Source organism: Streptomyces xanthii (genome assembly GCF_014621695.1).
In the GTDB taxonomy this organism is placed as follows: Bacteria; Actinomycetota; Actinomycetes; order Streptomycetales; family Streptomycetaceae; genus Streptomyces; species Streptomyces xanthii.
In genome coordinates, this window is record NZ_CP061281.1 from 7,570,260 (window position 1) to 7,592,605 (window position 22,346).

Annotated in this window: 24 protein-coding genes and 1 pseudogene; 14 read left to right on the forward strand and 11 right to left on the reverse strand. The window is 71.3% G+C overall.

Translation table 11 applies throughout. The features are described from left to right. Positions 1–143: 143 nt before the first annotated feature. The 3 genes from IAG42_RS34370 (at position 144) to IAG42_RS34380 (ending at position 2,974) form a co-directional block, all read left to right on the forward strand. Positions 144–1,679, forward strand: coding sequence for an SDR family oxidoreductase (locus IAG42_RS34370; protein ID WP_188340862.1), 1,536 nt, complete (start codon positions 144–146; stop codon positions 1,677–1,679). A 151-nt stretch (positions 1,680–1,830) separates the two neighbouring features. Beyond that, positions 1,831–2,466 (forward strand): TetR/AcrR family transcriptional regulator, encoded by a 636-nt coding sequence (locus IAG42_RS34375; protein ID WP_188340863.1) that lies wholly within the window; start codon positions 1,831–1,833, stop codon positions 2,464–2,466. A 109-nt stretch (positions 2,467–2,575) separates the two neighbouring features. After that, positions 2,576–2,974, forward strand: a complete 399-nt coding sequence (locus IAG42_RS34380) for a YrdB family protein (RefSeq protein ID WP_188340864.1) — start codon at positions 2,576–2,578, stop codon at positions 2,972–2,974. A 142-nt stretch (positions 2,975–3,116) separates the two neighbouring features. Here IAG42_RS34380 and IAG42_RS34385 read toward each other — a convergent pair whose 3' ends face one another. The 7 genes from IAG42_RS34385 to IAG42_RS34415 form a co-directional block, all read right to left on the reverse strand. Further along, entirely contained in the window at positions 3,117–3,326 is a 210-nt protein-coding gene (locus IAG42_RS34385) for a hypothetical protein (protein WP_188340865.1), read from the reverse strand. Positions 3,327–3,766: 440 nt separating this feature from the next. After that, positions 3,767–4,504, reverse strand: a complete 738-nt coding sequence (locus tag IAG42_RS34390; protein WP_188340866.1) for an NIPSNAP family protein — start codon at positions 4,502–4,504, stop codon at positions 3,767–3,769. A 96-nt stretch (positions 4,505–4,600) separates the two neighbouring features. Beyond that, a complete protein-coding gene (locus IAG42_RS34395) occupies positions 4,601–5,029 on the reverse strand; it encodes an Rrf2 family transcriptional regulator (RefSeq protein WP_188340867.1) in 429 nt (142 codons plus the stop codon). 98 nt (positions 5,030–5,127) lie between these two features. Then, positions 5,128–5,526 carry a hypothetical protein gene (locus IAG42_RS34400; protein WP_188340868.1) on the reverse strand — a complete coding sequence of 133 codons (399 nt, stop codon included), beginning with the start codon at positions 5,524–5,526 and terminating at the stop codon, positions 5,128–5,130. Between the two features lie 199 nt (positions 5,527–5,725). Next, on the reverse strand, positions 5,726–7,306 hold the full coding sequence (locus IAG42_RS34405; protein ID WP_188340869.1) for a S8 family peptidase: 1,581 nt from the start codon (positions 7,304–7,306) through the stop codon (positions 5,726–5,728). Between the two features lie 508 nt (positions 7,307–7,814). Then, positions 7,815–8,111 carry a dsRBD fold-containing protein gene (locus IAG42_RS34410; protein WP_188340870.1) on the reverse strand — a complete coding sequence of 99 codons (297 nt, stop codon included), beginning with the start codon at positions 8,109–8,111 and terminating at the stop codon, positions 7,815–7,817. A gap of 140 nt (positions 8,112–8,251) precedes the next feature. After that, on the reverse strand, positions 8,252–9,289 hold the full coding sequence (locus IAG42_RS34415) for a GlxA family transcriptional regulator (protein WP_188340871.1): 1,038 nt from the start codon (positions 9,287–9,289) through the stop codon (positions 8,252–8,254). Positions 9,290–9,451: 162 nt separating this feature from the next. Here IAG42_RS34415 and IAG42_RS34420 point away from each other — a divergent pair, with 162 nt between their 5' ends. From IAG42_RS34420 to IAG42_RS34430, 3 genes are all read left to right on the forward strand, one after another. Continuing rightward, complete coding sequence (locus tag IAG42_RS34420) at positions 9,452–10,090, forward strand: HD domain-containing protein (protein WP_188340872.1); 639 nt, start codon at positions 9,452–9,454, stop codon at positions 10,088–10,090. Next, positions 10,087–10,581 carry a nuclear transport factor 2 family protein gene (locus IAG42_RS34425; RefSeq protein ID WP_223206290.1) on the forward strand — a complete coding sequence of 165 codons (495 nt, stop codon included), beginning with the start codon at positions 10,087–10,089 and terminating at the stop codon, positions 10,579–10,581. Before IAG42_RS34420 ends, IAG42_RS34425 begins: the two co-directional genes overlap by 4 nt. 253 nt (positions 10,582–10,834) lie before the next feature. Beyond that, entirely contained in the window at positions 10,835–11,476 is a 642-nt protein-coding gene (locus tag IAG42_RS34430) for a hypothetical protein (protein WP_188340873.1), read from the forward strand. 80 nt (positions 11,477–11,556) lie between these two features. On the opposite strand, the gene IAG42_RS34435 is transcribed toward IAG42_RS34430, so the two are convergent. Continuing rightward, positions 11,557–12,849: a DUF418 domain-containing protein gene (locus tag IAG42_RS34435; protein WP_188340874.1), complete on the reverse strand. Its 1,293-nt coding sequence runs from the start codon at positions 12,847–12,849 to the stop codon at positions 11,557–11,559. 128 nt (positions 12,850–12,977) lie between these two features. On the opposite strand from IAG42_RS34435, the gene IAG42_RS34440 reads away from it, so the two are divergent. After that, a complete protein-coding gene (locus tag IAG42_RS34440) occupies positions 12,978–13,940 on the forward strand; it encodes a DUF2332 domain-containing protein (protein WP_223206291.1) in 963 nt (320 codons plus the stop codon). A 47-nt stretch (positions 13,941–13,987) separates the two neighbouring features. After that, on the forward strand, positions 13,988–14,974 hold the full coding sequence (locus IAG42_RS34445; protein ID WP_188340875.1) for a phosphotransferase family protein: 987 nt from the start codon (positions 13,988–13,990) through the stop codon (positions 14,972–14,974). A 41-nt stretch (positions 14,975–15,015) separates the two neighbouring features. Here IAG42_RS34445 and IAG42_RS34450 read toward each other — a convergent pair whose 3' ends face one another. Next, a complete protein-coding gene (locus tag IAG42_RS34450; protein WP_188340876.1) occupies positions 15,016–15,504 on the reverse strand; it encodes an isochorismatase family protein in 489 nt (162 codons plus the stop codon). Positions 15,505–15,570: 66 nt separating this feature from the next. On the opposite strand from IAG42_RS34450, the pseudogene IAG42_RS38640 reads away from it, so the two are divergent. Further along, positions 15,571–15,834: pseudogene (locus IAG42_RS38640) on the forward strand (hypothetical protein); the annotation flags it as partial. A 204-nt stretch (positions 15,835–16,038) separates the two neighbouring features. Here IAG42_RS38640 and IAG42_RS34455 read toward each other — a convergent pair. Continuing rightward, positions 16,039–17,562 carry a hypothetical protein gene (locus tag IAG42_RS34455; protein ID WP_188340877.1) on the reverse strand — a complete coding sequence of 508 codons (1,524 nt, stop codon included), beginning with the start codon at positions 17,560–17,562 and terminating at the stop codon, positions 16,039–16,041. 127 nt (positions 17,563–17,689) lie between these two features. Beyond that, on the reverse strand, positions 17,690–18,667 hold the full coding sequence (locus IAG42_RS34460; RefSeq protein WP_188340878.1) for a helix-turn-helix domain-containing protein: 978 nt from the start codon (positions 18,665–18,667) through the stop codon (positions 17,690–17,692). Positions 18,668–18,886: 219 nt separating this feature from the next. On the opposite strand from IAG42_RS34460, the gene IAG42_RS34465 reads away from it, so the two are divergent. The 5 genes from IAG42_RS34465 to IAG42_RS34485 all read left to right on the forward strand — a co-directional run bounded on the left by IAG42_RS34465 (position 18,887) and on the right by IAG42_RS34485 (position 22,283). Further along, a complete protein-coding gene (locus IAG42_RS34465; RefSeq protein WP_394811267.1) occupies positions 18,887–19,831 on the forward strand; it encodes an acetylhydrolase in 945 nt (314 codons plus the stop codon). 67 nt (positions 19,832–19,898) lie between these two features. Then, positions 19,899–20,525, forward strand: coding sequence for an ATP-binding protein (locus IAG42_RS34470; RefSeq protein ID WP_223206292.1), 627 nt, complete (start codon positions 19,899–19,901; stop codon positions 20,523–20,525). Positions 20,526–20,687: 162 nt separating this feature from the next. Continuing rightward, positions 20,688–21,380 carry a DUF6445 family protein gene (locus IAG42_RS34475; protein WP_188340880.1) on the forward strand — a complete coding sequence of 231 codons (693 nt, stop codon included), beginning with the start codon at positions 20,688–20,690 and terminating at the stop codon, positions 21,378–21,380. An 81-nt stretch (positions 21,381–21,461) separates the two neighbouring features. Next, positions 21,462–21,878 carry a hypothetical protein gene (locus IAG42_RS34480; protein WP_188340881.1) on the forward strand — a complete coding sequence of 139 codons (417 nt, stop codon included), beginning with the start codon at positions 21,462–21,464 and terminating at the stop codon, positions 21,876–21,878. A 30-nt stretch (positions 21,879–21,908) separates the two neighbouring features. Continuing rightward, positions 21,909–22,283: a hypothetical protein gene (locus IAG42_RS34485; RefSeq protein ID WP_188340882.1), complete on the forward strand. Its 375-nt coding sequence runs from the start codon at positions 21,909–21,911 to the stop codon at positions 22,281–22,283. Positions 22,284–22,346: the final 63 nt, after the last annotated feature.

The following is a 22,346-nucleotide window of genomic DNA, read 5'->3' on the forward strand; positions in this document are numbered from 1 at the left end:
TGCCGGTGCCGACGGTCACCGGCGAGGGAGCGGCACCGCTGGCTCCCTCGTCGTCACCGCCGAGCGCGCCGTCGCTGACCGGACCGGACCGGTGCGCGACGACCAGCCGTACAGGCAGCCCGTGCGACCCGGAGGAGACAGCGATGAGCGAGACCGCGAGCGGCAGGCACCGGCACCAGGAGCCGCTGCACTGCCTCGTCACCGGAGCCTCCGGGTACATCGGCGGGCGCCTCGTTCCCGAACTGCTCGACGCGGGCCATCGCGTCCGGTGTCTGGTCCGCACACCCGCCAAACTCCGCGACCACCCCTGGGCTCCGCAGGTCGAGTCCGTACGCGGCGACGTCACCGACGCCGAGTCCGTCGGGGCCGCGCTGCGGGGCGTCGACGTCGCCTACTACCTCGTGCACGCCCTCGGCAGCGGGCCCGACTTCGAGGAGACCGACCGGCGCGCGGCCCGGATCTTCGCCGAGCAGGCGCACGCCGCCGGGGTGCGCAGGATCGTCTACCTCGGGGGACTCACCCCGCACGGCGTCCCCGAGCGATCCCTCTCGCCGCACCTGCGCTCCCGCGCGGAGGTCGGCCGGATCTTCCTCGACGCCCCCGTGCCCGCCGCCGTACTGCGCGCCGCCGTCGTGATCGGGTCCGGTTCGGCGTCCTTCGAGATGCTCCGCTACCTGACCGAACGCCTGCCCGTGATGGTCACCCCGAGCTGGGTGCACACCCGTACCCAGCCCATCGGTGTCCGCGATGTCCTGCGCTACCTCGTCGGTGCGGCCGGCCTGCCCGCCGACATCGACCGGGCCTTCGACATCGGCGGGCCCGACGTGCTCACGTACCGGGACATGATGCTCCGTTACGCCGCCGTCGCCGGGCTGCCGCGACGCCTCATCGTCCCCGTCCCGGTCCTCACGCCCCGGCTGTCCAGCCACTGGGTCGGACTCGTCACACCCGTCCCCGCCTCGATCGCGCGGCCGCTCACCGAATCGCTGCGGCACGAGGTGGTCTGCGACGAGCACGACATCGCCCGCTACGTCCCCGACCCGCCGGGGCATCCGCTGCCCTTCGACGAGGCGCTCTCCCTCGCGCTCCAGCGGGTCCGGGAGGCCCAGGTCGCCACCCGCTGGTCCTCGGCCGCGGTGCCCGGCGCCCCGAGCGACCCGCTGCCGACCGATCCGGACTGGGCCGGCGGCAGCCTGTACGAGGACGTACGCGAACTCCCCGTCGCCGCGAGCCCGGAGGCGCTCTGGCGGGTGATCGAGGGCATCGGGGGCGACAACGGCTGGTACTCCTTCCCGCTCGCCTGGGCCGTACGCGGCTGGCTCGACCGCTTCGTCGGCGGGGTCGGCCTGCGCCGCGGACGCCGCGACGCCGAGCGGCTGCGGGCCGGTGACTCCCTGGACTTCTGGCGCGTCGAGGAGATCGAACCGGTACGCCTCCTGCGGCTGCGCGCCGAGATGCGGCTGCCGGGCCTGGCCTGGCTCGAACTACGCGTCGACACCGACGAGCGCGGGCACACCCGATACCGGCAGCGCGCCCTGTTCCACCCGCGCGGACTGCTCGGCCACGCCTACTGGTGGTCGGTCTCGCCGTTCCACGCCGTCGTGTTCGGAGGCATGGCGCGCAACATCGCCCACGCCGCCACGGACGCCGCGCGCGGCGGACGCGAGGTCCGTCGCTGATCCGTGCGCCCGGCATTTACGCTACGAGCGTTGCGTAAAGCGACGGGCGCTCCTACTCTGCATAACGAAACGGCAGTAGCGAAATGCCAGTTGCCCGGCCCGCGCTCCGCTGAGAGGACACGGGAGGGCCGGTCGAGGAGGAGGACACCTCGTGGCACCCCCCGCACGCAGAGGCCGCCCCCGCAGCGAGGACGCCGACGCGCGGATCCTGCAGGCCGCCCACGCGCTCCTGGTCGAGCGGGGCTACGACAGGTTCGCCATCGACGAGGTGGCCGGCCGTGCCGCCGTCGCCAAGACCACGCTGTACCGCAGGTGGCCCACAAAGGATCACCTGCTCGTCGCGCTCGTCGCCAAGCTCCAGGACGACGTGGAGGTCGCCGACACCGGCAACATCCGCCACGACCTGACCGTCTACCTCACCGCCATCGCGACCGGGCTCGACCGGATGCGCCGCGTCGGCCGGGACGCGGGGGAGACGGACCGGTCGGCCGGGGTCGTCGCCGAACTGGTGGCGGCCGCCGCCCGGCATCCGGACGTGGGCGACGCGGTACGCGGAATGTTCGCCCGGCGCAACGCGCTGCCGCTCACCCTGCTCGACCACGCCCGAGCGCGAGGCGCGCTGCCCGCCGGCACCTCCTCCGAGGTGCTCTTCGACCAGCTGGCCGGCGCCCTCTACTACCGGCTTCTGGTCACCGGCCGACCGATCGGAGCCGACTACGTCGAGCAGCTGGTCGACCAGGTGCTGACAGGGACGACAGCGACCCCGACCCACCCGGAGAGGACCTGACCACCATGCCCGGCTCCGCCGCAGACCGACGCCACTCCATACAGACCAGGTCGACGCCCGTCAGATGCGTCGTCGCGCACCGCCCCCACCTGCCGGCCGAGGGCGTCCGATGACGGCGACGAGCACGACCACGCTGGCTTTCGCCGACAACGACGCCCTGCTCGCCGTCCGCTTCCTCCTCGAACTGACCTCGCTGGCCTGCTTCGGCATCTGGGCCTGGCGCCGGACACCGGCCCCGTGGCGCTGGATCCTCGTCATCGCGCTACCGGTCGCCGTGGGCTTGGCCTGGGGCACCTTCACCGTCCCGGACGACCCCTCGCGAGGTGATCCGGGTTCCGTCGACACCCCGGGCCCGCTGCGTCTGCTGCTCGAACTCGCCGTGTTCTTCGGCGCGGTGGCCGCACTGCACTGGGCGGGCCTGCGCCGCGCCGCCCGTTGGCTCCTGATGGTCATGGTCGCCTACCAGCTCCTGGCCTACGACCGGATCGGCTGGCTGCTCAGCCACTGAGCCGTCCGCTTGCAGACAGCCGTGGGGGCATCTCCTTGCGGAGATGCCCCCACGGTGGGTCAGCGCGCCGGAGCGGTCGGCGGCCAAACCCTGGCTTGCGCGGTCAATGACGCACTGACGTCGCGCAGGCGGGCGGTGGCGGTCAGAGAGAGACGCTGACGCCGAAGTCGCCGTACTGGCCGACCGCACCGAGGACCTGGTCCTGGACGGCGCCGGCCTGCGCGAGGAGTGAAGCGTCGCTGACGACCTGCGGACCCGCCATGATGGAGGCGTGCGGGGCCACGCCGCCGGAGACGGCGTCGAGGTCGGCGTCGGTGAGCTCGACGGTCTGAAGCTGGTGAGCGGAGTTCATTTCAGTACTTCCCTTTCGCATGGATGGATCCACAAGAGGGGGTGGCCCCGCTGGGGACTGCGGGCCTCGACCGCAGGAACGGCGACGCCCGTTCGACGGGTGTCGCTGCTCCGGGGGAGCGGTGACGTGGATCAAACCACGCAGCCCACCCGAGATCTAATGAACGGCCGCCCCTGCCAGGCCTGTTCGGCGTCCGAGCGGCACACTCGCGTGGATCCGCACACGGATCCGGGCCCACTTCTCCACATCGTTCACGTCGGAGCGAAGTGGCCGGGACGCCCAGCGCACTCCGCGAACAGGACAATCGCGAGATAGGTGACGAGCCGCGAGAGTGTCGATGTCCGCCGCCATGCATCCGTATCGACCTTGCGGAGCCTCGGTGCAGATCCGCAGGCTGAGGTCCCCCGGCTGCCTTTGGGCGCGAACCCCCGCTTCGGGGCTCACCGCAGCGCCGACCGCCCGGTGGGTGCAAGCCGCAGCTGTTGCGGAGCCCTGGCCCAACGCTCCGAAAGAGTCGGCAGGACCTCCTCGCGCCAGCGCTCCGAGTGCTCCAAGCGCTTCAGACGGTCGTCCATGCGGCCTTCGTCGGCGAAACGCGCGAACCAGACGAAGACCTCCTCGTTCGTCCGCACCGGCAGCGCGGGGAAGGTGTTCTCGGCGTGCTCCGACTGCAGATACGCCAAGGGCTCGCAGCCGGTCTCGGCGAGCACGGGGCGCACGCGCCGCTCGAAGAACTCGACGAACGCGGCGTCGAACGGGCCGCGGCCGTACCAGACCGTGGCGAGGAACGACGACGGTGACCGAGGCGCCGGTTCGCCGGGAGCCGGCCGGGCGTCGACCGGCACGGGGAAGCCGCTTTGGGGCGAGGCCGGCCGCAGCAACAGCACGTCGTCGGAGTCGACCATGGTCGCGTTGGCCTCGTCGCGGTGCGCCCGCCAGACCGGCCCGCCGTAGAAACTCTCCAGCGCCTCGGCGCGACGCCGCATGTCGTCGAAGCCGCGGAGCCAGACGAACCGGTCGGGATCGTCCAGGTCACGGAACTGCCCGAGCAGGGTCGCGCCCGCGTCCTCCTGAGACTCGACGAACTCCCGGTCGAACAGATCGATCAGCACGTCCCGCTGTCCTGGGTGCAGCGTGTACTGCCGCAGTTCGACGACCGGACACCGTAGGGGATTCACGACTCTGACTCCTCATCGAACTGTCGGAACAATTCTTGTTACAACAAGTGGCATGGTGACCGCCGGCCGTGCGCGCGTCCGGGGGCGACCCGCCGCCTAGTTCGCCAGCGACTCGCGGAGAACATCGGCGATGGACGTGTCCGCCAGCTCCGCCCGCATCGCTTGCTCGACCCGCCCGTAGACCCCGCCCAGCGCGGGCCGGATGCCTCGACCGACCGGGCACTCCAGGTTGGGCTCGGTGTGGTGCAGACCGAACGGCGGCTGCGCGTCGACGGCGTCGTACACCTCCAGCAGGGTGATGTCCTCGGGCTCACGGGCCAGACTCCAGCCCGCACCGGCACCGCGGCGCACCTCCACCAGGCCGGCCCGGCGTAAGTCACCGAGGCTGCGCCGGATGATCACGGCGTTGGTGTTGACGCTGGCTGCGACCTGCTCCGAGGTGAGCACCTCCTGGCCACGCCGCTGCGCGAGCGCAAGCCAGGCCAGCGTATGCGTCGCAAGGGTCAACCGACTGTTGGCCGCCATCACCCCTCCTAGTTGCAACAGCTTCTGTTACACCTGGCCCCGCCGTCAAGCCGCTTCGCCGGTCCATGAGTTGGAGCGGCACGATCTGTCGGGAGAAGTCAGAGCGGGAGCCAATCAGGCCACCACGCCGGAGCATTGTCGGGGGCGCACTCGGCCACGCTGACGGGGTATCCCGAGGGGGCTCCAAGCATGGACATCATCAACCAGTAAGTCCCCAGAGTCACAAGGACGGAGACGATCGAAGCCGCCACGATGCTGCGGCCGCCCAGGAATCCGAAGGCGAGCATCCACAGCACGGAGATGACCAGCCACAGTGCGAAGAAGACAGGGATGAGGGAGAAGAAGTTGGCCGACGCGTTGATGCCGATCTCGCAGTCGTTCCAGGCCCTCCCCAGCATCGTCGTCCCGGCATAGGAGCCGACCACTCCGGCGACCGGGCCTGTCACGCACCCGACGAGACGACGTGCGGCCTGAGCATCCCCACTCCTGCTTTCCATGCGCGCCTTCCCTCGATGCGGCTCCCGCGGCGGTCCTGCCTCGGGGCGGTCCCGCGAGTGCCCGGACGTGGACGCATCCTTCCAGGCCCTGCCCGGGTGTGGGCGCCGTCCGGTTCCCTCTTGTCCACCGGTCACACGGAGAAGGGGCGGCCGCACAGGCGGCCGCCCCTGTCATGCGCGGGGTTTCAGGATTTGGGCGTCAGAACTGCAGGGCCCAGGAGCTGATCCTGCCGGTGTCGTAGGACGCGTTGTCCGTGACCCGGAGTTTCCACGTGCCGTTGGCGACCTCGGAGGAGGCGTTGACGGTGTACGTGGTGTTGATGTTGTCCGCGCTGCCGCCGGTGCCGAAGGCCTTCAGGGTGTACGCCGTGCCGTCGGGGGCGATCAGCTGGACCTGGAGGTCACCGATGTAGGTGTGGACGATGTTCACCGGCACCTGCAGACCGGAGGGGGCGTTGCCGCTGACGCCGGAGACGGTGATCGGGGACTCCACGGTCGCGTTGTCGTTGATCGCGTAGCTCGTGGTGTTCTCGAAGCGGTCGCCGGTGGGCGGCGGTGTGGTGCCGCCGTCGCCGACGTACAGGAGCTTGTTCGGCGAGCCGGTGCCCGGGCTGGTCACCACGTTCGGGGTGGCGGCCGTGGTGAGCGCCGAGGAGACCTGCGACGGAGTGGCCGTCGGGTTGGCGCCCAGGTAGAGGGCGGCGGCGCCGACCACGTGCGGGGTGGCCATCGACGTGCCGGAGATGGTGTTGGTGGCCGAGTCGCTGGTGTTCCAGGACGACGTGATGGAGGAGCCCGGAGCGAAGATGTCCAGGATGCTGCCGTAGTTCGAGTAGCTGGCGCGGGCGTCGGAGGACGTGGTGGCGCCTACGGTGATGGCCTCGGCGACACGGGCCGGCGAGTAGTTGGAGGCGTTGGCCCCGTCGTTGCCGGCGGCGACGGCGTAGGTGACACCGGAGGCGATCGAGCGGCGCACGGCGTCGTCCAGGACCGTGTCGACGCCGCCGCCCAGGCTCATGTTGGCCACGGCCGGCTTGACGGCGTTCTGGGTCACCCAGTCGATGCCCGCGACGACCTGGTCGGTGGTCCCGGAACCGGAGTTGTCCAGGACGCGGACGCCGACGATCTTCGCCTTCTTGGCGACGCCGTACGAGTTGCCCGCGACGGTGCCCGCGACGTGGGTGCCGTGGCCGTGCCCGTCCTGCGCGGTGTTGTCGTTGTCGATCGCGTCGTAGCCGTAGGAGGCCCGGCCGCCGAAGTCGCTATGGGTGATGCGGACGCCGGTGTCGATGATGTACGCCGTGACGCCCTGGCCCGCGCTGTCCGGGTAGGTGTAGCTCTGGTTGAGCGGCAGGGCCTTCTGGTCCAGCCGGTCGAGGCCCCAGGACGGCGGGGAGGGCTGCGTGCCGTCGACGTGGAAGACCCGGTTCTGGCTGACGGTCTCGACGGCCGGGTCGGCGGCGAGCTTCTTGGCCTGGGCCTGGGAGAGCTCGACGGAGTAGCCGTTGAGCGCGGCCGTGTAGGTCCGCTTGATCTTGGCGCCGAACTTCGTCGCCACCGCCCGGCCCTTCGCGGTCTCCGCCTGGGCGGCGGATTCGCGCAGGGTGACGATGTAGCTGTTGGCGACGGTCCCGTCCGCGCCGGCGTTCAGGATGACGCCTTGGGTCGCGGATCCGGCGGCCTGGGCCGGGAGGGCGGAGAGGGAGCCGAGGGCGAGAGCCGCGACGGCTACGGCACCGGCGGCGGCGCGTCTGCGCCGTCTGTCACGCATCACGAACATGTGAGGGGTCCTCCTCATCGGTGGTGCGTTGCTGTGGGGGTTGTCGAGCCGGGACCCTGCCGGGGCCGGCGGACGGAAAACACCGATCGACATGCCAGGGGCATGACAAATCAACGACGGGAATGCCGCGCTGTTCGTCATCCTGGGCTGCCAGGCGAAAGATTGACTGATCCATAGGAATCCCGCAAGAGCGTCGATTGCGTCGACGCGCGGGATCCCTCGGGTTGTCCGAACCTCGCCGGTCCGCGAGCGCGTGGCCGGTCGGCGCCGTGCGCGTCGGGCGGGAAACACAAGGGAGCGCCCGGGCCCGCGGGCCCGGGCGCCTGCGTGCGGCTAGGGCCTGTCTGACCATTCCCTTCGTCGTCCGAAGGACGGCTCCGCGGCGTCTGGTGCGTGCTCTCGGCGTGCCGGGCGCAAGGCCTCGTACTGGATGTACTTGGCCTTACGCCCGGTGCGGCGAGAGTGCGTGCCAGGCGTCGCGGAGCAGAAGGGAATGGTCAGACAGGCCCTAGGACCTGGTCATCTCCGGCCAACCGAGCTGCGCGATACGGGACTTGCGAGAATTACCGGCCGCCTCCATGTCGTGGTACGCGTTCCTCTTCAACTGTGCGGCCAGCTGCTCCAGAGCGCGGGCGGCGGCGAGTTCGTCACCGATCGCGGGGACGTCGGTGTCGACGGGGTTGCAGCGGGCGGTGCCGCTGCCCGTGAGGTGCGCGGAGCCGGTGTCGAGATCGACCCGAACCTCGGTCCGGCGCTCCTCCTCCGACAGGTGTAGGCGGGCGGTCCACTCGGCGGTGTGCGACATGGCGTTCCTCCAGGGATCTCGAGGGTGCCGGCGACCGGATCGCGGCAGCGCGGTCCTGGTTCCATTGTCCGCCCGGAGGGGCTCGGGCAGCGCCATGCGCACCACGCCCCGGCGGATGCGCGGACGGGGGCGGACATCCGTCAGCGGCTCTCAGCGATTCGGTCGGCCGATTGCGCCGCGCCGCGAGCCCGGCCGCCCTCGGACCCGCCGCGCCCTGTCGTACGGAACCTCGCGCGGTACGCCGAGGGCGTCACTCCCAGATGCCGCAGGAACACCCGCCGCAACGTCTCGTCGCTGCCCAGGCCGCTGAGTCGAGCCGTCGCGGTCACCGTCCCGCCCGAGTCGAGCAGGGTCCGGGCGGCTTCGAGGCGGACCGACTCGACGTAGCCGCCGGGGGTGTCGCCGATCTCGTCGCGGAACAGCCGCGTGAGATGGCGGGCGCTGAGGCCCGCCCGCCGGGCGAGTTCCGGCAGGGAGTGGTCCGCGGCGGGGTCCGCGTCGATCGACCTGAGGAGTGCGGTCAGGCCGCTGTGCCGCGACGCGGGGGTGCGCGTGGCCACGGAGAACTGGGACTGCCCGCCCGGGCGCTGAAGGAAGACCACCAGGTCGCGAGCCACTTCCCGGGCCAGGTCAGGCCCTTCGTCGGCCTCCACGAGGGCCAGGGCCAGGTCGAGTCCCGCGCTCACGCCCGCCGAGGTGAAGATCCGTCCGTCCCGCACGAAGATGGCGTCGGCGTCGACGTCGATGTCGGGGTGGCGCTGTGCCAGCGTGGCCGTGTGCCGCCAGTGCGTGGTGGCGCGTCGATCCCGCAGCAGCCCGGCCTCCGCGAGCGCGAAGGCGCCGGTGCACACGGACGCGGTGCGCCAGGACGCGGAGTGGAGCGTGCGGACGGCGTCGGCCAGTCCGTCCGGCAGTCGCCGGGGCAGCGCGGGGGAGCCGGGCACGATCAACGTGTGGACGCGCCCCGTGAGCGCGTCGACCGGGTCCGTGAGCAGCCGGGTCCCGGACGAGGTGGTGACAGGTCCGCCGTCCGGGGACAGCAGGACCACCTCGTAGCGGGCCCCCAGATCGACCGCCGTGCTGAAGACCTCCAGCGGGGCCGTGACGTCGAGCAGTCGTACGCCCTCGTACGCGAGTACGCAGACGATTCGGCGCAGGGGGCGCTCACCGGTTCTCATCTCTCCAGGCTAGCGCGATGTCATGGCCATATGTGTGGGGTTCATGTCTGGAAGGACATGGTGCGCGAGCGTGCGCGGACGGCAGGCTGAACGCAACGCAACGCAACGCACCGCACCGCATCGCCCGCACTCGGCAGGCGACCGACCAGGAGACGACCGACCGTGACCACACGCATCGCCGGCATCGAGATCCCCGACAGCGCGCTCGCCCAGGAGGCGACCGAACTGGTCCGCGACACCGCGGGCACCCTGCTCTACGACCATTCGCGCCGCGTCTACCTCTTCGGCGCCCTGCGCGGCCGCCGCCGTGGTCTGGACTACGACCCCGAACTCCTCTACGTGGCAGCGCTGTTCCACGACCTGGGGCTGACCCCGAAGTACGCCACCTCCGCACAGCGCTTCGAGATCGACGGAGCCGACGCGGCCCGCGACTTTCTGACGCGGCACGGACTGCCCCCGGAGCGCACCCGGACGGCATGGACCGCGATCGCCCTGCACACGACGCCGGAGATCCCGTACCACATGGAGCCGGAGGTGGCCCTGGTCACCGCGGGCGTCGAAGTCGACGTCCTGGGGCTCGGGTTCGACGAGACCACACAGGACCAGCGGGACGCGGTCGTGGCCGCGCATCCGCGGCCGGACTTCAAGCGGCGGATCCTGGAAGCGTTTACCGAGGGCATCGCGCACCGGCCGGCCACCGCGTTCGGGAACGTCAAGGCCGATGTCCTCGCCCGCTTCGCTCCGGGATTCGTACGGACCGACTTCGTGACCGTCATCGAGAACTCGGAGTGGTCGCAGTGAACTCCTCCCGTGACACCCGGATCCAGCAGACGACCCCGGCCCGTCCTCCGGTACCGCCGTTCAGCGAAGCCGACGCCGTGGCCAAGGTGCAGGCGGCCGAGGACGCGTGGAACACGCGTGATCCCGACCGGGTGTCGCTCGCCTACACACCGGACTCGGTATGGCGCAACCGCGACACCTTCGTGACCGGCAGGGACGAGATCCGAGCCTTCCTCGCCGCGAAGTGGGAACGCGAACTCGACTACGCCCTGCGCAAGGAACTGTGGACCTTCGGCGACGACCGGATCGCCGTGCGCTTCCAGTACGAATGGCGGGACCCGGCCGGTCGGCACTGGCGGTCCTACGGCAATGAACTCTGGGAGTTCGACGCCGACGGCCTGATGCGGCGGCGCGAGGCCAGTATCAACGATGTCCCGATCCAGGCCCATGAGCGGCGGATCCACGGACCCAGGCCACCGCACGAGCGTGGGGCGGCGCTTCCCCTGGAGTGACGGGAGCACGGCGTCAGTCCGGCCGGCAACCGCACCCACGTTCCGCTCGTGGCCGGCAGCTTCCCGAACACCTCATGGGGCTTCGAGTCCCCGTTCGGCAGATACGTGTGGTTCCGCGGGCTCCGGCGCGGGATTCGGCTTGCCCAGACGTCTCCGCCACCTCACGCGCACCAAACATGCACACAGGCCTGACAAACTGCGCGGGACATCGCCGTAACGGCGGAGAACTCACCCAATAGCGAAGGTTTCGTACATGCGCAAGGCACGTATCGCACTGACGGCCGCTCTGGTCACCACGCTCGGCCTCGGACTCACGGCGTGCGGCGGCGACAGCGAGGACGGGGCGAAGGAGAAGGAGTCGCCCGCGGCGACGGCGCCCACTCCGGAGCAGGAGAGCCCGAGCGCCGACGCCGCCGGGAGCGAGGGTGGCGACGCCCAGCCCGCAGGTGATGTCACCGCGCCGGGTACCGGGCTCAAGGTCGGCGACAAGGCGGTCCTGCCCTTCGAGTACGCCAAGAAGAAGGGCACCCTCGCCATCACCGTCACGGCGATCGACAAGGGCGCCGAGGCCGACATGTCCCAGTTCGGTGCGCGAGCGAAGGGCCTGACGCCGTACTTCATCAAGATGAAGGTGGAGAACGTGGGCGACACCAACCTGTCGCGCGCGTACGTGCAGCTGCGGGGCCTGCTCGACGGTGGCCAGAGCACCGGCGTCTCGCTGATCGGTGACATCCCGGGCAAGTGCGACAAGGAATCCGCACCGGCCGAGTTCGGCAAGGGAGCGTCGTTCGAGACCTGCTCGCTCGCCGCGTCCCGCAGCGGTGATGTCACGGGCGCCGAGTTCGACGACGGCGACGCCTACAGCGACAAGCCGGTCGTCTGGACCACCGGCTGATCCGTCACCGGAGACCGCCCGTCGGGCCCGCGACGTGTTTCGTCGCGGGCCCGACGGCGCTGTCCGCGCCCGGAGTCGGCCTACAGCCGGTCCCCGTCCGCGAGTTCGACGGCCTCGCCGGCGCCGCCGGGCTCGGTGAGCCCCACTCCACTCTGAAGGTGCACGGGAGGTTCGTGACCGTGGCCACGGGACTTCCGCGACCCGGACGACGCCCTTCGAGCGTCCCGTAGATCGGCTCGGCCGTAGGTGACGCGCCGCACCAGGACCTCGAACGGGCCGCGCCGCCCGTGCCGTTGCATGGAGTGGGCCAGAAGCACGGTCGCCGACCAGACGGCTGTGGCCAGGAGTGCCGTCGTGGTGACGGTCAGCTTCCCGGAGAGGTCCAGCAGGAACGGGGTGAACACCACCGCCCACACCACCGACTGCGCGAGGTAGCAGGTCATCGACCGCCGGCCGACAGCGGCGACCGCGCTCACCACACGCCCCCGCCGCGAACCGACCCGCGCCGCGACCAGCGCCAGCAGCGCCGCGTACCCGAACCCGCCGAGAACCCCCGTGGCATCATGCAGCGGCCCGATCACCTCGAGCGCCTGCGGGCCGGCGACGTCGACGACCCCGGCAGCCATCAGCGCGGCGGGCTGAGCGCCGAGCGTCGCCATGCCGATCCCGGCCGCGGCCGTGACCCGCAGAAGGGTCCGGTTCCGCTCGGGCTCCTCCAGAATCCGGCGCCGCCCCGCCCACAGCCCGACCGCCAGCGGGCACAGGAACCCGATCGGCCCGAGCAGCGCCACCACGGGCGCCACTTCCATGCGGGCCGCGAACATCGTCCCCACGTCCGGAGGCAGCATCGAAGGATCCGGCGGATCACTGCTCACCGCCGACGAAGCAGCACTCGGCAACGAAGTCAGCACGAAAAACAACAAGGCGGTCAGGAGAAGCCGGCGGTCCCGCCAGCGCACCATCCAGGCCCCCACGAACAGCAGCACCCCATAGGCGGCCAGGATGTCACCGACGTACAGGAGCAGCGCGTGCAGCGAGCCCACGACCACGAGGGCCGAGCCGCGCCGCCACAACAGCCGCCGCACGTCCCGCGGCCGGGACGCGGTCTGCCGGCGCACGATGTGAGCCACCCCGTACCCGAAGAGCAGACCGAACATCGGGAACGCCCGGCCGTCGACAAACGTGGAGATCGACCACGTGGTGACCGAGTCGATCACGGACCCGCCCTGCGGAAAGCCCCCGAAGATCCGGGAACCCCGCAGGAAGTAGTGGGAGTTGGCCACCGCGATGAACAGCAGCATGAAGCCCCGCGCCAAGTCGGGAGCGAGAGCCCGCCCCGCCGGATTCGTCGGTCCGGACCTGTCCGTCGTCATGCCCCCAGTCAACGGCGCGCCCTGTCGGCGCGTCGTCGGCCGATGGTCTAGCGCGCGGCGACTTCTGGCGGAGATCCCGGCACGAAGGGGAATCCTGTGGGGAACGGGCCCGCCCATATGATCACGCCATGGCGATGACAGGCTTGGACGATCAGGTGACGACGGCGGAGAACTACCGCCGTTTCGCCGAGAACGAGGCGGCGGGGCGATCCGCCGCCTACGAGACGCTGGCCCGCGCGGTGGCGTCCGACCCGGACGTGCTGGAGTTCCTGAGCACCCTGCCCGCTGACAAACGACAGCCGAACCTGCTGTTCGCCGCGGCCGGGCACATGCTGCGCACGGGGCCCGACGCGGACACGCTGCGGGAGTTGGCCACCTCGCAGGCCGAGGGGCTGCGGGCGACGATGCTGGCCCGGCGCACCCAGACCAACGAGCCGGGCCGCTGCGCGACGCTCCTGCCCGCCCTGGCGGCGCTCGACGGGCCCCTCGCGCTGATCGAGGTCGGCGCGAGCGCCGGACTGTGCCTGCAGGTCGACCGGTACTCCTACGACTACGGCCACACACGTCTGACCGGCCGCGACCCGCAGGCGCCGACACTGCGCTGCCGAGCGGACGGGCCGTACCCGGAGCTGCGGATGCCCGAGGTGACATGGGCAGCCGGGATCGACCTCAACCCGCTCGACCCGTCGGACCCCGAGGACCGGTCCTGGCTCGAATGCCTGGTGTGGCCGGGGCAGACGGCGCGCCGCGAACGCCTCGTCTCCGCCCTGGCGACCGCGCAGCGCCATCCCGTGCCCGTCCACGAGGGCGACCTGCTCGAAGCGCTGCCGGACCTCGTCGCGCAGGCACCCCGGGAAGCGCGGGTCGTGGTGTTCCACTCGGCGGTGCTGGCCTACGTGACGCCGCGGGTCCGCGCCGATTTCGCGGAGCTGACCCGCGAGCTCGGCGTCGTCTGGATCGCGAACGAGGCGCCGGGCGTGGTCGCCGACGTCGGGACACCCCGCTTCGAGACCTCGCCGTTCGTCCTCACCGTCGACGGCGCACCCACCGCTTTCACGCACCCGCACGGGGACTGGATCCACTGGCGGTAGCACGAAATCTGGTTGCTCCCCGTCGACCCCGCCTGGAACATATGGACATGGGGAGACAAGCACGTGCCGAGACCACCGATGTGCCCGCGGCGGCGGGCGTACGCGTCGACTGGTGGGCTGTTCCCTCCAGCGTGAGGAGCCAGGTCGAGGCCTCCCTGGGGGCAGCCGTCGAGCTCGCGGTCACCCAGGCCGGGGGCTTCTCGCCCGGTGTCGCCGCTCGCGTGCGCCTTGCCGACGGTCGACGGGTCTTCGTGAAGGCCGTCGGGCCCGAACCCAACCCTGACACTCCTGACCTGCACCGGGCCGAGGCCAGGATCACGGCAGCCTTGCCGGCCACCGCCCCCGTGCCGGCCCTGCTGACGTCCCTGGACCTCGAAGGCTGGGTCGTCCTGGTCCTCGAAGACATCGACGGCAGGACGCCGGCCCAGCCATGGCGGCCGGACGAACTCCACCGCGTCCTCACGGCGGCTGCCGAGCTGTCCGCGCAGCTCGACCCCTCGCCGATCCAGGCGCCGACCCTCGCCGACCGCATCGGTGAGGACTTTCGAGGCTGGCGGTGGCTCGCCGCTGCCTGCGAGGACAAGACGGGCGAGCTGAGTTGGCTCGCCCCCTGGGCGCGGCGCCATCTCGGGCGTCTCGTCGAGCGAGAGGCCGACTGGACGACCGCGGCGGCCGGCAGCGCCTTGATCCACGGCGATCTGCGCGCGGACAACGTTCTGCTGACCGAGGACCGCGTCGTGGTGGTCGACTGGCCGTGGGCCGCGGTCGGTGCCGCCTGGTTCGACGTCGTGGCGATGGGCCCGAGCGTGATCATGCAGGGCGCACCGGATGCCATGAGCGTTCTCGACGAGCATCTGTGCGCCCGCGGGGCCGACGCCGAAGATGTCACGACCGTGCTGATCGCCCTGGCCGGCTATTTCCTGCGCCACTCCGCCAAGCCCCCGCCGCCGGGACTGCCGACCTTGCGGGGCTTCCAGCGCGCGCAGGGTGAAGCGGCGGTGGAGTGGGTGAGAGCGCGGACAGGGTGGCGTTAGCTCCCTCGCTCCGGCGGCCGGCGGGGACCGGCCGGGCGGCGTCACCGGTAATCGGCGGTCTTCCTCACCTCGCCGAAACGCGGAAAGATCCGATCCACCGCGAAGTCGTGTTCGTCCGCGGCCAGTCCGGACATCGCGTCGGCCACGAACTCCACCTGGTAGCCGTGGTCGGACGCGGCCCGTGCGGTGGACTCGACGCCCATCGTCGTGACAAGACCGGCGATCACCAGGGTGTCCACGCCCAGGGCGCGCAACCGCTCGTCCAGACCGGTGCCGTAGAAGGCGCCGATGCTGCGCTTGACCACGACGAGGTCGCCGTCGGCCACCAGGCCGTCGGCGAATCCGCTGCCCGGCGGCTGCACGTCGACGTCCGGACGTTCCACCCGCACCGTCACGACGGGCAACTCCCGTGCCCGGAACGCATCGGCCAACTCGCGGCTGCGCGCCAGCACTTCGTCACCGGAGTACGGGGCGAGGGGGAGGGCGACGATGCGCGGCATCAGGTCTATGAGGATCAGGGCGGAACTCATGAGCGCGATCATAGGACCGCCTCTTGTTCGAGAAGTCGGGATTGCTGCACGGACCGGATCCGGGGTCCCGTACTTATGAGGTCCGGGACCTTTGCCGTTGACCCCGACCCGTGGGGAGGGCCGTGGCGGATGTGGGACGAGGTCGGGCCGGGCGAGGCGGCGGCACGTGGCATCTACGCGCCGGTCCGTGCCCTGTCCGACGGCACGCCCGGAGCGAGCGTCATCGCTCCCGGTGACATCCGTGGAACCCGGCTGATTCCGGAGAAGCGCGGCGGTGCCTGCTGTGGACTCGAGGGAGCGGACGGGCCCAACAGCCGTACCCGCCGGTGCCCCCGTCAGGCCGCATGCCCCGAGACGTACTCCGCGACGACCCGCTTCCCCTGCTTCCCGACCACCCGCTCCGGGCCGACCGGGCGACGTTCCAGCACGCCTTGGTCCGGTTGCCGGCCGTGCGCGAACCATGGCTGCGCACGGTCCTCGACCACGTCATGCAGGGCGTTGCGGCAGGTCTCTTGTAGCCGTCGCGCTGGAGTGTCAGCGCGGGGCAGCCGTCGGCGGGTTGCTGGTGTCGTTCAGGCACTGGTCGAGCAGAGCGTGCATGCGTGCAACGGGTAGGGCCGGGTTGGCCGCTGCTCCCTCGGCGGTCTGCGGGTCGGAGAGGAGGGCCTCCAGGGTCTCCGGTGTCAGGTTCGGGTTGGTGGCGGCTGCCCGGCGCACCGTTGCGTCGGGGTCCGCGAGCGGAGGGGCGGGCACGGCGGGATCCGCTGCGGCCAGGGCTCGTACCTCGGGATCCGGATGGTCGATGTGGTGGGCCCAGCCGGTACGGGGGAACGCGGGCAGGGTCAGTAGGTGGGGACGGTGGGCGGAGCGCGTGACGTAGACCTCGGTCAGGAGGTGCGGCGGCGCGAGCGGGTGGTGGCAGGCCAGTCGGATCCTCACCTCTTCGTCGGAGTCCTGCGCGAGCGTTTCGACGAGTTCGGCCGACAGGCCCGGCCAACTCGCCGCGACACGGCGGCGCTCGGGTTCCTCGGCCACCGCGCAGGCGGCGAACCAGTCGGGGGACGGGCCGACGGCCGGATCGGTGTGCGGCTGGGTGAACGGTTCACCGATCGGGCAAGGGCAGTCAGGTCCGTGGTCGACGCCCCACTCCATCGCCGAGGACTCGGCCCAGGTACGGATGAAGGGGTGCAGGCGAGCACGTGTCCGTACTCCCTCGTGCTCGTCCTGCCTCAACTCCGCGGCCAGGTCCGGTCCCAGGTCGGGACGGGTCGCGACCTCCGCGCGGACCTGAGCTTCGGGGTGGCGGGCGAGCCGGGCGACGGTGTGGGCCGGGATGTACTTGTTGCGGGTCAGGAGGTGCTCCGTGCCGTCGGCGAAGCACTGCTCGATGAGCGCGGGGGACAGGGCGCAGGTAGCGAACACCCATGCGTTCCGCGGGCTGAAGGACGGCAGCCTGGCCTCCACCTGCCCCGGATCCGTCGCCCAGTTCTTGTCCCGCGCCGCCTCACGGACCGTGGGGTCGGGGTCGTCGAGCAGCCTCGCCCGCTGGTCCGGGGTGAGCGACTCCCACCTCCAGGTCGCCAGGACGCGGAGTTCGGGGCGTTCGCGGCCGGCCATGGAGCGGAAGAACGACAGCGGGATCTGCCGGGACGAGTCGAGCTCGGCGACGATCTCGTCCACGGTGAGCTTGCCGTCCTCGCCCGCCTCCCGAGCCGTCAGGAGGGCCAGAAGGATGCCGTCCGGCAGTGGTCGGACCCGTCGGGGGTAGCCACGGGGTCCGCCGGCGAGCCACGCGCGGACGATTCCCGACGGGTCGGTCGCCAACGGGGTGAGCCGGGCCGGGTCGACGTACGGGTTGCGGGCGAACGCGCGGCGGACGACCGGGTCCGGATGACGCAGCGCGGCGTCGACGACGGCGTCAGGGAGGGCACGCCCCTCGCACATCCGCAGGCCGGACTCACCCGCCGCGCGATCCAGGAGGCGTATCAGGACGTCGGAGGGCGCCGCCGGATTGAAGGCGATGCCGCGCAGCCACGGCGCACGCGGAGAGTCGGACACCGCGTCATCCTGCCATCCCGGGCTCCTGAGCCGTGCCGCCGTGCGTTCGTCACGTCTTGGCGCCCGCGCGGCAGCCCACCCCGGAGCCGTGCGGGCATGGGCAGGACGGCGGCTTGAGTCTGCCCGGTCAGACGCCCGCGACGAGCGTGCCGAGCGCCGTACGTCTGTGGGTGACCGAGCGGCCGGTACGGGTCGTCGTCGTCATGCCCGCCGATCGGAGTGCCGCCGCGTGCGCCGAGGCTGTCGCGTTGCTGACATCGAGGGCGCGGGCCAGGGACGTGGTGGTGTGGGGCTCGGCGAGGAGACGCAGGGCGTCGAGCCGCGTGCGGCCCAGAACGGCGGCGAGCGCCTCGGCGTCGACGTCCGGGCGCCCCGCCGTGGGCGGGAGCGCGGACGGCCCGGCGGCCGGATACGTCAGGACCACCGGACGGCCAGGGGAGTCCTGGAGCAACGGGCCCGCCGGGTGATGGAAGGTGGGCAGGAGCACGAGGCCGCGCCCCGCGAGCCGGATGTCCCGGATCTCCGTCGCCCCTGCCGTCGCCGCGCCCGGCCACGCCCACACCCCGTCGTCGAGGCGACTGTCCGGAGCCAGACGGGCCAGCGTGCCGGCCACCCCGTGCTCGGCGACCGTGAGGGCGTAGCGCGTGAACTCCTCACGGTGCCGCTGCTGCACGACGGACCAGACCGGGGCGAGCACCGCCTCGTAAGCGGCCTGTTGCGCGCGGTACAGCGTGCGCCAGCCCGAGCCGTCGCTCGCGTGCAGCCCGCGGATCCAGGCGGGAGCGGGCAGGCCCCCGTACACACGCTCCAGTTCGGAGCGGACGAAGCCCGAGCCGGTGACGCGGATCTGCTCGAAACTGTCGCTCAGGCTCTCGCCGAGGACATCGAGGAAGAGGGGCGGCCGGCCTGCCGGAACCAGGTCCGCGAGCGGAGCCGCGGTGGCCGGAAGCGAGCGAAGGACCCGACCACGCCACGGCGCAAGCAACGGCCCGCCCTGCCGATTCACGGCCGCTGCCAGGGCCGCGTGCAACTCCTGAAGCGGCGCGGGACGCGGAGCGAAACGGATCCGTGCGATGTCCCGTGCCGTGAAGTGGATGCGCAGCACTCCACAACTCCTCGCCCCCGGCCGGCCTTTCGGCCAGAACCTGAACCTTCGCGCCCTGACGATCCCGCGTCGACGATGGCTCGCATGACGTCCCGACGCACCCTTCTGCAAGGCACCCTATTCGGGAGCGCCGCCGCCCTGCTGCCCACGGCCGCGTCCGCCACCCGTCGACCCGGGCACCCCCGCCTCCGGCTGCCCGCGCCGACAGGCCCGCACCCGGTGGGCAGGTGCAGGGTCCATCTGACCGACCCCACCCGCACGGACCCATGGGTCGGCGGCCTGCGCGAGCTGATGCTGACCATCCTGTACCCGGCCCGCACGGTGCGCGGCTTCCCGCGCGCGCCCCAACTCACCCCGAACGAAGCCACGGTGTTCGCCGAGTACGCACCACTCGTCCATCCCGGTCTGCCGCAACAGGGAGCGGTGGACTGGGGCGCGGTCCTCACCCACAGCCACGAGGGGGCGCCACCCCTGCCCGGCAGACACCCCGCGCTGGTGTACTCACCGGGCGGCGGCGACTCCCGCACCCTGGGCACGAGCCTCGCCGAGGACCTCGCCGGCCACGGCCGCGTCGTCGTCCTGGTCGACCACCCCGGCGACGCGTCCCAGGTGGAACTGCCCACCGGGATGCGCAGGACCGTCCTCGTCGGCCCGCCGGACCCGGCCACGTTCCGCACGATGATCGACACGCGCATCGCCGACCTCCGCCTGGTCATCGACCGGCTCCGCTCCCTGCCACTGGCCCCGGTCATCGACCACCGCCGGATCGGCATGTACGGCCACTCGGCCGGCGGTACGGCAGTGGTGTACGCGGCCCGCCCCGACGTCCGCGTCAACGCCGTCGCGAACCTTGAGGGCTACCTCGACCTGTACGGCACACCGACCGACTTCGGCCGCCCCCTCCTGCTCTTCCGCACCGACGGCTTCGAAGGCGCCGACCGCATCGAATCCTCCTGGAAAGACCAGCCCGCCCACCGCGCCCGCCTCAGCGACACCAACCACTGGGCGTTCACCGACTACGGCTCGCTCGTCCCACAACTCCAGACCGCCGGGCTCGTGACAGCGGCGACACGCAAGGCACTCGTAGGCACCGCGGCCGCCGCCGCGACACTGGCTCAACTGCGCCACGAGGTGGGGGCCTTCTTCGCCCGTGAACTGAGGTAGCCGGCCACCGGCCCGACCGGCTCGGGGCGCCCGTTCCCGGCCTCGGCCGTCCCCGCATACTGCGGGGATGGACACACCAAGGGCCTCCTGGCGCAACACCACGCACGACTGGGCAAGCACCGTCGACCTCGACCATCTCGCGCACATCCGCCGGAGCCCCGCCGCCTTCGCGCCCGGCGGCACCGTGCACCTGATCCTGGAAGTCGTCGCCTACGCGGCGGACGAGGCCGAATCCGGCAACGGCGGGCACTGCCGGATCACCCTCCTCCCCGACGGTTCCGTGGCCGTCGCCGACGACGGACGGGGCACCGACACGCGCCGCGACGAGGACGGGAACATCGTGAAGAAGCCGGTCATGGCCACGAAGGACCTCCGGTTCTTCGACCACCCCCACGCGCCGGCCCTGCCCGACACCCACGCGCGCCGGGGCATGTCCGTCGTCGCGGCACTCAGCACCTGGCTCGTCCACACCAACCGCCGCCTCGACGGCTCCTGGACCCAGCGCTACGAACACGGCGTGCCCACCACCGGCCTGCAACCGGTCGCGGACGACTCCACGACCGGGACCACCGTCCACTTCCTCCCTGACGAGCGCCTGCCCCAAGTCCATGGCCCTTTGCTCGACGAACTGGCCCGACACCTCCAGTCATGGCAACACCTCTCCCTCCAGATCGAGGACCGCCGAGGAACGTAGAAGCGCCCGGTCGGTGTTCACCGCCGACCGGAGCCTCACCGCGTCAGCTGCCCGTGTCACGGACCCCGTCTTTTCCTCCTGCTTGCCTACATGGCGATGTCTTGCCGCAGCCTTGCCGGTGCTTTGACGGGCGGCGTCCTCGCCGGGACTAGCGTTCCCGCCATGTCCCCTGTGCAGCCGAACCCCCCACGTCCCGGCACGATCCGTGCCCTCCCGTACCGCAAGCCCACCCGGGGCCGCGACTACTGGATCCTGGACGATGTCCTGCCGGACCCCGACGCGGTGCGGGCGCGCATGCTCGAGCGGGACGACTGGGTCGAGGGCTACCCGCACAAGCGCGAGCCGTGGCCCGGGCTGCGCACGATGCCCGGCCTCGAACCGGCCGAGCTGGCCCATGTGGAGAGGCTCGTACGCAAGACCACCGGAGCCCAGAAGATCTGGGCCGTGGATCCCGCCGGCGGGGGGACCTTCAACCACAACTGCGTCCAGGTCGTCGGCAAGGGCGAGTGCGAACCGCGCCCCCACACCGACTCCCGGAGCCTGTGCCGCTACGCGGCGGTCCTGTACCTCAGCCCGCACCTGCCCAAGGACTGCGGCACCAGCTTCTACCGCCAGAGCCTGCCCGGCGGCGCGGTCGGCGGCAATCAGGTTCTCGCCCCGCACAACAACCTGGTCGACGCGCTGGGCACCCGCTACGTGCCGGAGGACTCCTTCACCGAGGACGTACGCGTCCCGCCCCGCTACAACCGTCTGCTGCTGTACTCCGCCAACCTCATCCACACCGCGACGGGTTACGCGGGCAGCACCTTGGAGGACAAGCGGATGACCGCCGTCTTCTTCTGGATGGCTCAGTAGGACTTTGGGCCATGATCCGGAACGGGCCGGCCAGGGGACCCGAAACGTCAAGCCCACAGGCCCAGCTGCGACACTCGTTCGGTGACATGGTTCGAGCAGGTGCGGGCGGCTGAAGAGGCCGGTGACTGGGACGCCGCCATCGCGTTGGTGAGCGTCCATGCCGAGTGCTACTCCGTTGATCACACCGCTCATGACCACCATCTGTGGCACATGGACCTGCTTGCCCGGGCCGGACGGCTGGCAGAGCTCCAGGACCTGGCACGCGTGGACGTCCATGCCCGCCGGCGGCTCAACCGAGAACTTCGCGATCGCGGGCTGGAGGACAAGCTCCATGAGCGCGCAGCGGGCGGCGACCGCGACGCGCTCTACACACTCGTACGCTTGCTCTGCGGAACGGGCCGAACCGAGCGAGCGCGTGAAGCAGTCACGGAGATCGCCCCAGAGGATCAGCATGCCCAGGGCATCCTCACTGGCTCTGAGCCGTCATCGGGCCGGTGACACGGGCGGGCTGCCGCACACTTGCCTGGGGTGTCACCTCCGGCGCGGATTTCGTCCGCGCTGGTCACGCTGGTCGCCGGCACCCGCCGCACACTCGAGCGCGTCGCGGCCATCAACGACATGGTCCGCGCCGCGGCGGCGACGAACCCGGAGATCAGGGAGCTGTGGCCGGACCAGGCGGACCCGCGGTACACCGTGATCGCGACAGCGGCGAAGTCCCTGACCGAGAAGCCGGGCGCCCGCCCCACCATCCCCGTCGAAGAAGCGGCCGACATCCTCTACGGCATCCTCAGCCCGGAGCTCTTCCTGGTCCTCACCCGCGACCGCGCGTGGCCGCCGGCCAAGTGGGAGCAATGGGCGTGCGACACCCTCAGCTCCCAGCTGCTCATCGACGACGGGCTCTGATCAGTCACCGAGCGGCCGATGAGTTTCTGGCTCGCCGGCGGTCCAAGCTCGTGACACCTGAGG

Bases quoted from the DNA above. Each gene is read 5' to 3' on its own strand.
- IAG42_RS34385 (WP_188340865.1), bottom strand. From the start codon at position 3,326: ATGAACTCCGCTCACCAGCTTCAGACCGTCGAGCTCACCGACGCCGAC.
- IAG42_RS34405 (WP_188340869.1), bottom strand. From the start codon at position 7,306: ATGTTCGTGATGCGTGACAGACGGCGCAGACGCGCCGCCGCCGGTGCC.
- IAG42_RS34445 (WP_188340875.1), top strand. From the start codon at position 13,988: ATGGGGAGACAAGCACGTGCCGAGACCACCGATGTGCCCGCGGCGGCG.
- IAG42_RS34435 (WP_188340874.1), bottom strand. From the start codon at position 12,849: ATGACGACGGACAGGTCCGGACCGACGAATCCGGCGGGGCGGGCTCTC.
- IAG42_RS34475 (WP_188340880.1), top strand. From the start codon at position 20,688: ATGTCCCCTGTGCAGCCGAACCCCCCACGTCCCGGCACGATCCGTGCC.
- IAG42_RS34440 (WP_223206291.1), top strand. From the start codon at position 12,978: ATGGCGATGACAGGCTTGGACGATCAGGTGACGACGGCGGAGAACTAC.
- IAG42_RS34430 (WP_188340873.1), top strand. From the start codon at position 10,835: ATGCGCAAGGCACGTATCGCACTGACGGCCGCTCTGGTCACCACGCTC.
- IAG42_RS34470 (WP_223206292.1), top strand. From the start codon at position 19,899: ATGGACACACCAAGGGCCTCCTGGCGCAACACCACGCACGACTGGGCA.
- IAG42_RS34370 (WP_188340862.1), top strand. From the start codon at position 144: ATGAGCGAGACCGCGAGCGGCAGGCACCGGCACCAGGAGCCGCTGCAC.
- IAG42_RS34410 (WP_188340870.1), bottom strand. From the start codon at position 8,111: ATGTCGCACACCGCCGAGTGGACCGCCCGCCTACACCTGTCGGAGGAG.
- IAG42_RS34450 (WP_188340876.1), bottom strand. From the start codon at position 15,504: ATGAGTTCCGCCCTGATCCTCATAGACCTGATGCCGCGCATCGTCGCC.
- IAG42_RS34395 (WP_188340867.1), bottom strand. From the start codon at position 5,029: ATGGCGGCCAACAGTCGGTTGACCCTTGCGACGCATACGCTGGCCTGG.
- IAG42_RS34380 (WP_188340864.1), top strand. From the start codon at position 2,576: ATGACGGCGACGAGCACGACCACGCTGGCTTTCGCCGACAACGACGCC.
- IAG42_RS34400 (WP_188340868.1), bottom strand. From the start codon at position 5,526: ATGGAAAGCAGGAGTGGGGATGCTCAGGCCGCACGTCGTCTCGTCGGG.
- IAG42_RS34415 (WP_188340871.1), bottom strand. From the start codon at position 9,289: ATGAGAACCGGTGAGCGCCCCCTGCGCCGAATCGTCTGCGTACTCGCG.